Below are 12,625 nucleotides of genomic sequence, written 5' to 3' on the forward strand. Positions count from 1 at the left end.
GTGTTTAAAGTGCGGTCAAAAAAGCGAGCTTTTGTTACTCGCTTTTTTACTCTTATCCATTCACTACCCAACTCGCTATACCAATGACTAATGCAAAAATCATAAACCAGACTAAATGTAATTTCGCACTTTGCTTATTGATTTCTTGGTTGTGTAAGCGGCGTTCTTCTAATTTTTGTCGATAAATTTCTAAATTTTCTTCTTTAAAAGAAAATCCGCAATTTGGGCAAATGATTGCACTTTCACTCACTTTATGACGGCATTCAGGGCAACGATTTAGTGCCATTTTTCCTCTCTTAGTTCTATCTGGGGTGAACAATCTTACAGCACATTAAAAGTGCGGTTATGTTTTTATTATTTTATTTCATGATATCAAGAAAAAGAACGACCTAAAGCGTGACAATTATCACAAAGTTGTAACTATTTTGTAATCTTAATAGGGCAGATAGTTTACTTCGTTATCACAAGTGAAATAAAATACACACTGCTTTTTGTTGGTAAAATTTATTTTAATTTTTATTTAAGGTATTTAATTATGTTATGGTTCTTCTTTTGCGTCGCAATATTGCTCCTAGGCTATTTTGTGTATGGTAAAGTGATTGAAAAGATTTTTGTCATCAATCCTAAAAAAACAACACCAGCATACACAATGCAAGATGGTGTTGACTATATGCCAATGTCAACTAAGAAAATTTGGCTAATTCAATTATTAAATATTGCTGGTACAGGTCCAATCTTTGGTCCTATACTTGGTGCATTATATGGACCTGTAGCAATGTTATGGATCGTTATCGGTTGTATCTTTGCTGGTGCGGTGCATGATTATTTCTGTGGTATGTTAAGTGTGCGTAACGGTGGAGCATCAATGCCAACGTTAGCAGGTCGCTATTTAGGTACCCCAGTAAAATCATTCATTAACTTGCTTGCTGTTGTATTATTACTTCTTGTGGGTGTTGTATTCGTAGCAAGCCCTGCGAAATTGTTAAGTACTATTACAATGGATAATTTAGGTGTTGTTGAAAGTGCTGGTGCAGCTGCGACGGTATTCGGTTATGATGCAGCCACTGTGCTGATTATCTGGACTGCGATTATTTTCGTTTATTACATTATTGCAACCTTATTACCAATCGATAAAATTATCGGTCGTATTTACCCACTGTTTGGGGCATTATTACTGTTTATGACTTTTGGTATGATTTATGGTTTAGTAAGTAGTCACTTAAATTCATCAGAGCCAATAGAATTTTTCCGTACAATTGGTGGTGTAGAAACACATAAATTCTTTGAAAATTTCCAACCCAAAGGTGATGTTCCAATTTGGCCACTTTTATTCTTAACAATTTCTTGTGGTGCATTGTCTGGTTTCCATGCAACTCAAACACCATTAATGGCACGTTGTGCGCAAAATGAAAAAGAAGGTCGTTTCATTTTCTACGGTGCGATGATTGCTGAAGGTGTGATAGCGTTAGTATGGTGTGCTGTTGGTTTAAGCTTCTATCAAGATCCAAATGAATTACAAGCAGCCATCGCTGCAGGCTCTCCATCAAAAGTAGTATATGATTCATCAATTTACTTCTTAGGTGCTATTGGTGGTGTATTTGCAATTCTTGGTGTAGTTGTATTACCAATTACTTCTGGTGACACAGCATTCCGTGCAGCACGTTTAATTATTGCAGAGTTCTTCAAATTAGAGCAAAAAACATTAGCTAAACGTTTAATTATTGCTATTCCATTATTCGTATTAGGTTTCATTGTATCGAAAATTGACTTCAGTATATTATGGCGCTATTTCAGCTGGGCAAACCAAACAACTGCAATGGTAATGTTATGGACTGCGGCGGCTTACTTATATCGCTATAATAAATTCCATTGGATATGTACAATCCCAGCAATGTTCATCAGTGCAGTATGTTTTACATACTTAGCGTATAACAAAATTGGATTCAATCTAGATTATCAACTTTCAGTTTATATCGGTCTTGGTTTAACTCTATTCTGTGCAGTATTATTCTTCACAATGCTTAAACCTTTAGGTGATAAAGACCCAGATGCCTTAGTTGATGATTTATCTAAAAATTTTTAATAGCATATCACATTAATAAAAGCTCCTTTTTGGGAGCTTTTTCCTTTTTAATCTTTTGTAGAATTCCTTATTAAGTGCTTCATTTTTACATATTTTTTAATATTAAAAATATACATAACTTTACTAGCTCAAACTATAAAATTGCTTGCAACTTGAGCAAACTAATACTAAACTTAAGAAAAGTGGTAAAAAGTGGAGTTTTGTGGTAAAAATTGTTTAAAGCTTCCTAAATTTAGTCACCCTATAAGGTTAAAGTTAAGGAAAGAATTCAATGTTTCGTGGAGCAACAGCGGTTAATCTAGATTCGAAAGGGCGCGTAGCAATTCCAACACGTTACCGTTCTGAGATCTTAGAAGAGAGCCAAGGTTTAATGGTTTGTACTGTTGATCTTCAGCAACCTTGTTTGGTGCTATACACTTTAATAGAATGGGAAAATATAGAACAAAAGATTAAAGCATTACCTAATTTAGACCCCAATACACGAGCGTTACAACGTGTCGTGATTGGTCATGCCACTGAATGTGAATTAGATCGTGCAGGTCGTATTTTAATTAGCCCGACTTTACGCCAACGAGTGAATCTTGAAAAAAATTTAATGCTGGTTGGGCAATTAAATAAATTTGAAATTTGGAACGAGTCCGTTTGGAATAGACAAATTGAAGCAGATCTTGCGCTGGGTGTAAGTGAGCAATTTGCACAATCTAATGAATTAAAAATGCTGTCATTATAAAGAAAGGCAACTTTCCAATAACAGAACAGCAGCACTAGCAAAGGATAAGCGGCGCTTGGCGCCGCCTTATCTTATCTTAAGATTTATTTCCTTTTTATTTTGTACCATTGGTAATTATTATGAATAAGCAAAATACTTTTTCGTCGCCTGAACATATCACCGTTTTATTAAATGAGGCGGTCGATGGTCTTGCATTGAAAGAAAGAGGTATTTATATCGATGGTACATTTGGACGAGGTGGGCATTCTCGTTTAATTCTTTCAAAATTATCTGATAATGGTCGATTAATCGCTATCGATCGAGATCCTCGTGCGATTGCTGAAGCCAATAAAATTCAAGATGCTCGTTTTCATATTGAACATAATAGCTTCTCTGCGATTCCTGAAATTTGTGAAAAATTAGGTTTAACAGGAAAAATTGACGGCATTTTGTTAGATCTTGGTGTTTCATCTCCACAACTTGACGAAGCGGAGCGTGGTTTCAGTTTTATGAAAGATGGTCCACTGGATATGCGTATGGACACGACTCAAGGGCTGTCGGCAAGTGAATGGTTACAACAAGTCTCTGAATCCGATTTGGCTTGGGTGTTAAAAACATTTGGTGAAGAGCGTTTTGCAAAACGTATCGCAAGCGCGATTGTGAATTACAACAAAAGTGCGCAGCAAAATGGTAGCGGACCTCTTACTCGTACGTTGCAACTGGCTGAATTAATTGCGCAGTCAGTGCCTTTTAAAGATAAACATAAACATCCTGCGACACGTAGCTTCCAAGCAATTCGTATTTTTATTAATGCGGAATTAGATGAATTAGAAAGTGTCTTGCAATCTGCATTAAGTGTATTAGCACCAGAAGGTCGTTTGTCGATTATTAGTTTCCATTCTTTAGAAGATCGTATGGTGAAACATTTTATGCGTAAGCAGAGTAAGGGTGAAAGTCTTCCGAAAGGATTACCGTTACGTGAAGATCAAATAAAACGTTCACAAACTTTAAAAACGATTGGAAAAGCAATTATGCCGAGCGAAGAGGAACAAGCGAATAATCCTCGTTCTCGCAGTGCAGTGCTACGTGTTGCGGAGAAAATCTAATGTTAGAAAACAATACACGTTATCCACTACATCACATTATTATCGAAGATTTATTCAGTGCAAATAAGATTGTTATTGCATTGTTGTTTGCGATTGTGGTGACTGCATTAGGTACAGTTTGGCTAACCCACCAAACTCGTATTTTAGTTGCAGAAAATGGGCAATTAATTGTTGCTCATCAATCATTAGAAAATGAATTTTTAAACTTGAAATTAGAGGAAGCAACACAAAGTGATAACACCCGAATTGAAGCGATAGCGCATCAATTAGGTATGAAGCGTGTACAACCAGAACAAGAAGTGTTGATCGTTGAGTAAGAGTTTAGGGTGGTAGTATGGTTAAATTTAATACAACAAAAAAAACGAAAAAAATAAAAAATACCAAAGCCGAAGCCATTAAGCCAAATAAACCGAAAGTGGTTTATGAAAAGAGTTTTTTAAAAACACGTTATATTTTTTCTTTATTTGCAATTTTAGTGTGCTTAACTGCATTAATCGCAAAAGCGGCTTATGTTCAAATCGTAAACTCCGATTCATTAACAGATGAAGCGGATAAGCGTTCTTTACGCACTCAAGAAATTCAATCTACACGTGGTGCAATTCTCGATCGCCACGGTCAGCTATTATCGGTAAGTGTACCAATGTACTCTATTGTTGCCGATCCAAAATTCATTTTTGAAGAAAACTCCTTAAAAGATAAAGAACGTTGGAAAGCGCTATCTGATGTATTGGATATTTCACATAACGAAATGTCAAAACGTATTGAGAAAAATCCAAAAGCACGCTTTGTTTATTTATCTCGCCAAGTTTCACCGACGGTGGCTGATTATGTTAAACAATTAAAAATTAAAGGAATTACTTTAAAAACTGAACATCGCCGTTTTTACCCACGTGTGGAAGAGGCTGCACATTTAATTGGTTATACAAACATAGATGGTGAGGGAATCGAAGGTATTGAAAAAAGCTTCAACTCACTGCTTATTGGTAAATCGGGTTCTCGCACTGTCCGTAAAGATAAATATGGCAATATCGTTGAAAATATTGCTGATATCAAAAAATATGATGCTCAAGATGTGACTTTAAGTATTGATGAGAAGTTACAGTCAATGGTTTACCGTGAAATTAAGAAAGCTGTAGCAGAAAATAAAGCAGAGTCTGGCACTGCGGTACTTGTAGATGTGCGCACAGGTGAAGTGTTAGCAATGGCAAATGCGCCTTCTTATAACCCAAATAATCGAGTGGGGACAAAAGCGGAGTTAATGCGTAATCGTGCTATTACTGATACCTTCGAACCTGGTTCAACAGTAAAACCTTTTGTTGTCTTAGCTGCACTTCAACGAGGTGTTGTAAAACGTAATGAAGTGATTAATACGGGCCCATTGGTGTTAAATGGACACGAAATTCGTGATGTTGCACCTAGAGATCAATTAACCCTTGATGGAATTTTAGAAAACTCAAGTAACCGTGGTGTGAGTCGTTTAGCATTGCGTATGCCACCATCTGCATTAATGGATACTTACTTAAGTGCAGGTTTAGGTAAACCAACAGATTTAGGGTTGATTGGTGAGCAATCTGGTTTATTAAATGCCAATCGTAAACGTTGGTCTGATATTGAACGTGCAAACGTGGCTTATGGATACGGTATCAATGCGACCCCATTACAAATTGCACGTGCTTATGTGACTTTGGGTAGTTTTGGTATTTATCGTCCACTTTCTATTACTAAAGTTGACCCACCTGTGATTGGACAACGCGTGTATTCAGAAAAGATTACTCGTGACGTAGTCAATATGATGGAAAAAGTGGCAATCAAGAATAAACGTGCAATGGTTGATGGATATCGGGTAGGTATAAAAACGGGAACTGCCAAAAAATTAGAAAATGGTCGCTATGTGGATAAATATATTGCGTATACCGCAGGTGTGGCGCCAGTTTCTGATCCTCGTTATGCTTTAATTGTGCTAATTAATGATCCACAAGCAGGACAATATTATGGTGGTGCAATTTCAGCGCCAGTATTCTCCAGTATTATGGGCTACGCATTACGTGCAAATAACGTGCCACCAGATGCTATGCCACAAGAGAAAACGGCAAAACGTGTAGTGCGTTTAAGTCAAGATAACAATCAACCTAAAATAAACTAAGAAAAAATTATGCAAAAATTGACCGCACTTTTGGGACAAGCGATTGTCCCAAAAACGATTAAATTGACTGAAATGATTTTAGACAGCCGCACGGCAGAGCCAGGCTGTCTTTTTGTTGCTTTGAAAGGTCATCAAGTTGACGGAAGACAATATATTTCACAAGCGATTGAGAAAGGTGCAAGCGCAGTCTTGTCAGAAGCAGATAATGCAGATCAGCATTTACAAATTGAATGGCACCAAGATGTGCCAGTAATCCAATTTTATCAGCTTGCACAACGTTTATCTGAAATTGCAGATCATTTTTATCTTTATCCATCAGATAAATTAACTTTAATTGGTGTAACAGGGACTAATGGTAAAACCACGATATCGCAATTATTAGCACAATGGACAAAATTACTTGGGCATACTAGTGCAGTAATGGGCACTATTGGTAATGGTTTATTTGGTCAAGTTAAAGAGGCAGCAAATACAACAGGATCTGCTGTTGAAATTCAATCATCATTAGCGAAGTTTCTTGAACAAGGTTCAGATTTTGTAGCAATTGAAGTCTCTTCACATGGTTTAGTGCAACATCGTGTTGAAGCTTTAGATTTTGATGTGGCGATTTTCACCAATTTAAGCCGCGATCATCTTGATTACCATTTAACAATGGAAAATTATGCAGCTGCAAAAAAACGTTTATTTACTGAATTAAAACCAAAACACCAAATCATCAATGCGGATGATCCTGTCGGCGTAGAGTGGTTGGCGGAATTAGGTAGCGCAGTTGCAGTCAGTTGTAGAGAAGATTTTCATCCCACTCAGAAAAAATGGTTAAAAGCAACGAAGATAACATTTAACAACAAAGGTGCGCATATTCAATTTGAATCGAGTTGGGGTAATGGCGAGTTGCACAGCGGATTAATTGGTGAATTTAATGTAAGTAATCTATTGTTGGTTTTTGCGACATTGCTATCACTTGATTACGATTTTGATGAACTTTTACGAACCGCTTCGAGTCTTACTGGTGTATGCGGAAGAATGGAAATGCTTACTCAAAGCAACCAACCAACCGCAATTGTAGACTATGCACACACGCCTGATGCGTTAGAAAAAGCACTCCAAGCTGCGCGTTTACATTGCCAAGGTCAATTATGGTGTGTGTTTGGTTGTGGCGGAGATCGTGATACAGGTAAACGCCCTTTAATGGCACATATTGCAGAACGTTTGGCAGATAAAGTGATTGTGACGGATGATAACCCTAGAACTGAAGCGGCTGAGAAAATTATGCAAGATATTTTGCTCGGTTTTGAGGATCAAAGTGCGGTCAAGATTTTACACGATCGTGAGCAAGCTATAGCATTTGCGATTGAACAAGCTGACCCTGAAGATACGATTTTAATCGCAGGAAAAGGACATGAAGATTACCAGATCATTGGTAAACAAAAACACCATTTCTCTGATCAGGAAATGGTAAAGAAATATTTTGATGTGAGTCGGTATGCTTAAATTAAATACGCAAAAACTAGCAGAAATTTTAAATGCAAAGCTTGTCGGGAATGGCTTAGTAGAAGTTGAAAATATCAGTACAGATACACGTAAAATGGTTGTAAACAGTCTGTTCTTTGCGTTAAAAGGTGAAAATTTTGATGCTCACCATTATTTAGATAAAGCCGTAGCCCAAGGTGCGGTTGCATTAGTTGTACAAAAAATAAACTCCCATTTAGATGTACCACAGTTAGTAGTAGAAGATACAAAAATAGCACTTGGTGAACTAGCAAAATGGGTGCGAGAAACCGTTAATCCTCTTGTTGTAGCCATGACGGGCTCTTCTGGCAAAACGACAGTGAAAGAAATGACCGCAAGTATTTTGCAAAAAAGTGCGGTCAATTCTGATACAGTTTTGTTTACTGAAGGCAATTTTAATAATGATATTGGCGTGCCACTCACATTATTACGTTTAACGCCAGAGCACCAATTTGCAGTGATTGAACTTGGTGCAAATCACCAAGGTGAAATAGCCTATACTACTTCATTGGCAAAACCAGATGTTGCATTAGTTAATAATGTTGCTGCTGCGCATTTAGAAGGTTTTGGTAGTATTGAAGGTGTAGCGCAAGCAAAAGGTGAAATTTATCGAGGGTTGCCTGCTTCTGGTGTGGCAATCATCAATAAAGAACATAATTATTCAATAAAATGGGCTCAAGAAATCGGTGAGCGAGCAATACAATATTTTGCTTATCAAGATGCGACTGCGGATTTTTATGCAGATAATGTGCAATTTAATGAATCAGGTTCTGAATTTGAATTACATACACCACAAGGACAGATTCACATTAGCTTGCCTTATTTAGGTGAACATAATGTGAAAAATGCCTTGGCTGCGACTGCACTTGCGATGAATGTAGGAGCATCTTTAACACAAGTAAAAAAAGGGCTTGAGATGCGTTCACAAGTGAAAGGGCGTTTATTCCCAATTCAACCTTGTGAAAATTTGTTGTTACTAGATGATACTTATAATGCGAATGTGGATTCATTGCAGTCTGCAATTAGCGTTTTGCAAAAATATTCAGCCTTTCGTATTTTAATTGTTGGAGATATGGCTGAATTAGGCGAAAATAGTCAACTTTGCCATCAGCAAGTGGCAGATTATGCAAAATCTGCAGATTTAGATCTTGTCTTATCTTTTGGCACAGAAAGTGCAGTCATTTCTCAGGCAAATTTAGGGCAACATTTTACAGATAAAGCTACGTTATGTGCTTATGTAAAGCCGTTAATTGAACAAAAATTAAAAGAAAATCAGAAAGTCGTCATATTGGCGAAAGGATCGCGTCGAATGAAAATGGAGGACGTGATTAATTCTTTGAAGGAAACCTTTGTATGTTAGTTTGGCTCGGTGAGTTTTTACAACAATATTATAGTGGATTTAACGTCATTTCTTATATTACAGTTCGTGCAATTTTAGCATTGTTAACCGCACTTCTAGTCTCACTGTGGGTTGGTCCAAAAGTCATTCGTCGTTTACAAGTGTTGAAATTTGGTCAAGAAGTACGTAATGACGGACCTGAAAGCCATTTTAGCAAACGTGGTACGCCAACAATGGGTGGCATTATGATTTTGTTTGCTATTACTGTGAGTACTTTCTTATGGGCAAACTTAGCTAATCCTTATGTCTGGTTCAGTTTGTTTGTATTACTTGGTTATGGTGCTGTGGGTTTTGTTGATGATTATCGTAAAATTACACGTAAAAATACAGATGGTTTAGTAGCTCGTTGGAAGTATTTTTGGCTGTCTTTTATCGCATTAATTGCAGTATTTGGAATGTATGCTATAGGAAAAGATACTGATGCAACTCGCCTTGTTGTTCCATTCTTCAAAGAAATTATGCCACAATTGGGTTTATTTTATATCGTCTTAGCTTATTTCGTGATTGTTGGCACAAGTAACGCTGTAAACTTAACTGATGGTTTAGATGGTCTCGCTATAATGCCGACAGTGCTTGTTGCAGGTGCTTTTGCGCTAATCGCTTGGGCAACAGGTAACGTGAATTTTGCAGATTATTTACATATCCCATATATTAAATTTAGCGCTGAGTTAGTTGTATTTTGTACCGCAATTGTGGGAGCTGGTTTAGGGTTCTTATGGTTTAACACGTATCCTGCACAAGTTTTTATGGGCGATGTTGGCTCATTAGCATTAGGTGGTGCATTAGGTGTGGTTGCAGTGTTAGTACGTCAAGAGTTCTTGCTTGTGATTATGGGCGGGGTGTTTGTAGTAGAAACGCTATCTGTAATTTTACAAGTAGGCTCATATAAATTACGTAAGCAACGTATTTTCCGTATGGCACCTATTCATCATCATTTTGAATTGAAAGGCTGGCCTGAGCCACGTGTAATAGTTAGATTTTGGATTATTTCCTTAATGCTGGTGCTGATTGGCTTAGTGACATTAAAACTGCGTTAAAAATAATAAAGATAGAGAAAAACCTATGCAAACCTCATATCAAAACAAGAGAATCACTGTTATTGGGCTAGGAAAAACAGGGTTATCCTGTGTAGATTTTTTATTAGCAAAACAAGCCAATGTACGCGTAATTGATACTCGTAAAAATCCAACTGGTACAGATAAATTGCCAACAAATGTGCCGTTGCATAAGGGGAGTTTAAATCAAGATTGGTTGTTAGATAGTGATTTAATTGTGGTTAGCCCAGGGATTGCGATTAAAACACCTGAAATTCAGACCGCACTTTCTGCAGGTGTTAAGGTTATAGGCGACATTGAGTTGTTTTGTCGTGAAGCAAGTAAGCCAATTATTGCGATTACAGGCTCAAACGGTAAAAGTACAGTGACCACATTAGTCTATGAAATGGCAAAAGCCTCAGGCTTAAAAGTTGGAATGGGGGGAAATATTGGTATTCCCGCTTTATCTTTATTAGAACAAAATTATGATCTTTATGTGTTAGAGCTATCAAGCTTCCAATTAGAAACCACATACAGCTTAAAAGCTACTTCAGCTACCGTATTGAATGTCACAGAAGATCATATGGATCGTTATATTGATTTAGAAGATTATCGCCAAGCAAAATTAAGAATTTATCATAATGCAAAAACAGCAATTGTAAACACAGAAGACCCATTAACTACAATAGATAGCCTCAAAAGTGCGGTTAGTTTTGGTGAAGAAAATTCAGATTACTGGCTAAAAACTGAAAACGGTAAACAATATTTTATGGCAAAAAATGAAATGATTTTGCCTTGTGATGAAATTAAGTTAGTTGGTCGCCATAATTATATGAATGTATTAGCTGCTATTGCATTAGCACAAGCAGCAAATGTTTCTTTAGAGGGAATTCGTACTGCTCTACGTGAATTTTCGGGTTTAGATCACCGTTTCCAATTGGCTCATTTTGCCAATGGTGTTTATTGGATCAATGATTCGAAAGCAACTAATGTGGGTAGCACTGTCGCAGCATTAACAGGTCTACAAGTAGCGGGGCATTTGCATTTATTATTAGGTGGTGATGGTAAAGAGGCAGACTTTTCAGAATTATCTACATTAATTCAGCAACCACATATTTATTGTTATTGTTTTGGTAAAGATGGTGCACAGTTGGCAAAACTAAGCCAACAAAGTCAATTATTTGACACAATGGAACAAGCTATTAATGCATTACGCCCAAATTTAAAAGAGGGTGATATGGTTTTACTTTCACCAGCTTGTGCAAGTTTAGATCAATTTACGAGCTTTGAACAACGTGGTGATGAATTTACTCGTTTAGCAAAATTAAGTTAGAGAAATTAGGTAGTTAACAATGGAATTCTGGGATAAAGCTAAAGCGCAATATGAAAGTTGGACACGAATTACGCCAACCAACTTGATGTATGATAGAGCCTTACTTTGGCTATTCATTGTTTTATTGTTAATTGGATTGCTGGCAGTCTCTTCGGCATCCATTCCTGTAGGTACACGTTTATTTAACGATCCATTTTATTTTGCTAAACGTGATGCACTTTATCTTTTACTGTCTTGCGTTTTTTTTTATTTCACTGTGCAAATTTCCACTGAAAAATGGGAACAATGGCATGCGCGTTTATTCTTGTTAGCATTATTTTTATTGGTGCTGGTTTTGATTCCAGGCATTGGGCGTGAAGTGAATGGTGCAAGACGCTGGATCCCAATGTTGTTCTTTAACTTTCAGCCTGCTGAGTTTGCTAAACTTGCACTAACTTGTTTTTTAGCCAGTTATTTTACCCGTAGATATGATGAAGTTCGTTCTCGAAAATTAAGTGCAATCAAACCTTTTGTCGTAATGGGGCTAATGGGTTTTTTATTACTGATACAGCCTGATTTAGGAAGCACTGTTGTTTTATTTGTCATTACTTTTGGATTGTTATTTATTGTCGGAGCCCATTTTATTCAATTCCTTGCATTGATTGGAATTGGTATTTTTCTTTTTGTAGTATTGGTGGTGTCTTCAGCGTATCGATTAAGACGTTTTACTGGCTTTTTAGACCCATTTAAAGATCCTTATGGAACGGGCTTTCAGCTTTCTAACTCGCTAATGGCATTTGGGCGTGGTGAGTTTAATGGTGAAGGTTTAGGTAACTCAGTTCAAAAATTAGAATATTTACCTGAAGCACACACTGATTTTGTAATGGCTGTTATTGGCGAGGAATTCGGTTTTTTAGGCATTCTAGCGATTATTATTTTGCTCGGTTTATTGATTTTTCGCGCAATGAAAATTGGTCGAGAATCTTTACAAAAAGAACAACGTTTCAAAGGCTTCTTAGCATTCGGGATAGCATTTTGGGTTTTCTTCCAAGGATTTGTTAATTTAGGTATGGCGCTAGGTTTATTACCAACGAAGGGGTTAACCTTCCCCCTAATTAGTTACGGTGGTTCTAGCTTAATTATTATGTCAATTTCGATTGGATTATTATTACGTATCGATCACGAAAATCGACTAATGCAAATAGGGCAGGCGAGATTACGTGACGATTAAAGATTTGTGAAAATTTGATGAAAACAGACCGCACTTTTGGTCTAAATTTAGGAATGGTTTATCTGTAATTTTATGTTGCGATAAGAATAATAAAGGAAA

The 12,625-nt window shown here is 36.9% G+C and carries 11 protein-coding genes; 10 read left to right on the plus strand and 1 reads right to left on the minus strand.

The window, feature by feature from the left end:
* Nucleotides 1-52: 52 nt before the first annotated feature.
* Nucleotides 53-286 (minus strand): zinc ribbon domain-containing protein, encoded by a 234-nt coding sequence (locus CKV78_RS01170; protein ID WP_005765445.1) that lies wholly within the window; start codon nucleotides 284-286, stop codon nucleotides 53-55.
* Nucleotides 287-535: 249 nt separating this feature from the next.
* Between CKV78_RS01170 and CKV78_RS01175 the strand changes: the two genes are divergently transcribed.
* The 10 genes from CKV78_RS01175 (at nucleotide 536) to ftsW (ending at nucleotide 12,526) form a co-directional block, all read left to right on the plus strand.
* Nucleotides 536-2,083 (plus strand): carbon starvation CstA family protein, encoded by a 1,548-nt coding sequence (locus CKV78_RS01175; RefSeq protein WP_005765447.1) that lies wholly within the window; start codon nucleotides 536-538, stop codon nucleotides 2,081-2,083.
* Nucleotides 2,084-2,354: 271 nt separating this feature from the next.
* On the plus strand, nucleotides 2,355-2,813 hold the full coding sequence (gene mraZ, locus CKV78_RS01180; protein WP_005765449.1) for a division/cell wall cluster transcriptional repressor MraZ: 459 nt from the start codon (nucleotides 2,355-2,357) through the stop codon (nucleotides 2,811-2,813).
* 119 nt (nucleotides 2,814-2,932) lie between these two features.
* Nucleotides 2,933-3,898 carry a 16S rRNA (cytosine(1402)-N(4))-methyltransferase RsmH gene (gene rsmH, locus CKV78_RS01185; RefSeq protein WP_005765452.1) on the plus strand — a complete coding sequence of 322 codons (966 nt, stop codon included), beginning with the start codon at nucleotides 2,933-2,935 and terminating at the stop codon, nucleotides 3,896-3,898.
* Complete coding sequence (gene ftsL / locus CKV78_RS01190) at nucleotides 3,898-4,215, plus strand: cell division protein FtsL (protein WP_005765454.1); 318 nt, start codon at nucleotides 3,898-3,900, stop codon at nucleotides 4,213-4,215. Before rsmH ends, ftsL begins: the two co-directional genes overlap by 1 nt.
* Nucleotides 4,216-4,232: 17 nt before the next feature.
* On the plus strand, nucleotides 4,233-6,041 hold the full coding sequence (gene ftsI / locus CKV78_RS01195) for a peptidoglycan glycosyltransferase FtsI (protein WP_005765456.1): 1,809 nt from the start codon (nucleotides 4,233-4,235) through the stop codon (nucleotides 6,039-6,041).
* Nucleotides 6,042-6,050: 9 nt separating this feature from the next.
* Nucleotides 6,051-7,532, plus strand: a complete 1,482-nt coding sequence (murE, locus tag CKV78_RS01200; protein WP_005765458.1) for a UDP-N-acetylmuramoyl-L-alanyl-D-glutamate--2,6-diaminopimelate ligase — start codon at nucleotides 6,051-6,053, stop codon at nucleotides 7,530-7,532.
* Complete coding sequence (gene murF, locus CKV78_RS01205; RefSeq protein WP_005765460.1) at nucleotides 7,525-8,910, plus strand: UDP-N-acetylmuramoyl-tripeptide--D-alanyl-D-alanine ligase; 1,386 nt, start codon at nucleotides 7,525-7,527, stop codon at nucleotides 8,908-8,910. The genes murE and murF overlap by 8 nt, the downstream gene beginning before the upstream one ends.
* A complete protein-coding gene (gene mraY / locus CKV78_RS01210; RefSeq protein ID WP_005765462.1) occupies nucleotides 8,904-9,986 on the plus strand; it encodes a phospho-N-acetylmuramoyl-pentapeptide-transferase in 1,083 nt (360 codons plus the stop codon). Before murF ends, mraY begins: the two co-directional genes overlap by 7 nt.
* 25 nt (nucleotides 9,987-10,011) lie before the next feature.
* Nucleotides 10,012-11,316, plus strand: coding sequence for a UDP-N-acetylmuramoyl-L-alanine--D-glutamate ligase (murD, locus tag CKV78_RS01215; RefSeq protein ID WP_005765464.1), 1,305 nt, complete (start codon nucleotides 10,012-10,014; stop codon nucleotides 11,314-11,316).
* 19 nt (nucleotides 11,317-11,335) lie between these two features.
* Nucleotides 11,336-12,526, plus strand: coding sequence for a putative lipid II flippase FtsW (gene ftsW, locus CKV78_RS01220; RefSeq protein ID WP_005765467.1), 1,191 nt, complete (start codon nucleotides 11,336-11,338; stop codon nucleotides 12,524-12,526).
* Nucleotides 12,527-12,625 lie beyond the last annotated feature (99 nt).

The sequence above is a fragment of the Pasteurella dagmatis genome (assembly GCF_900186835.1).
GTDB classification, from domain to species: domain Bacteria; phylum Pseudomonadota; class Gammaproteobacteria; order Enterobacterales; family Pasteurellaceae; genus Pasteurella; species Pasteurella dagmatis.

Bases quoted from the DNA above. Each gene is read 5' to 3' on its own strand.
- ftsL (WP_005765454.1), top strand. From the start codon at position 3,898: ATGTTAGAAAACAATACACGTTATCCACTACATCACATTATTATCGAA.
- CKV78_RS01175 (WP_005765447.1), top strand. From the start codon at position 536: ATGTTATGGTTCTTCTTTTGCGTCGCAATATTGCTCCTAGGCTATTTT.
- murF (WP_005765460.1), top strand. From the start codon at position 7,525: ATGCTTAAATTAAATACGCAAAAACTAGCAGAAATTTTAAATGCAAAG.
- ftsI (WP_005765456.1), top strand. From the start codon at position 4,233: ATGGTTAAATTTAATACAACAAAAAAAACGAAAAAAATAAAAAATACC.
- mraY (WP_005765462.1), top strand. From the start codon at position 8,904: ATGTTAGTTTGGCTCGGTGAGTTTTTACAACAATATTATAGTGGATTT.
- murE (WP_005765458.1), top strand. From the start codon at position 6,051: ATGCAAAAATTGACCGCACTTTTGGGACAAGCGATTGTCCCAAAAACG.
- ftsW (WP_005765467.1), top strand. From the start codon at position 11,336: ATGGAATTCTGGGATAAAGCTAAAGCGCAATATGAAAGTTGGACACGA.
- murD (WP_005765464.1), top strand. From the start codon at position 10,012: ATGCAAACCTCATATCAAAACAAGAGAATCACTGTTATTGGGCTAGGA.
- rsmH (WP_005765452.1), top strand. From the start codon at position 2,933: ATGAATAAGCAAAATACTTTTTCGTCGCCTGAACATATCACCGTTTTA.
- mraZ (WP_005765449.1), top strand. From the start codon at position 2,355: ATGTTTCGTGGAGCAACAGCGGTTAATCTAGATTCGAAAGGGCGCGTA.
- CKV78_RS01170 (WP_005765445.1), bottom strand. From the start codon at position 286: ATGGCACTAAATCGTTGCCCTGAATGCCGTCATAAAGTGAGTGAAAGT.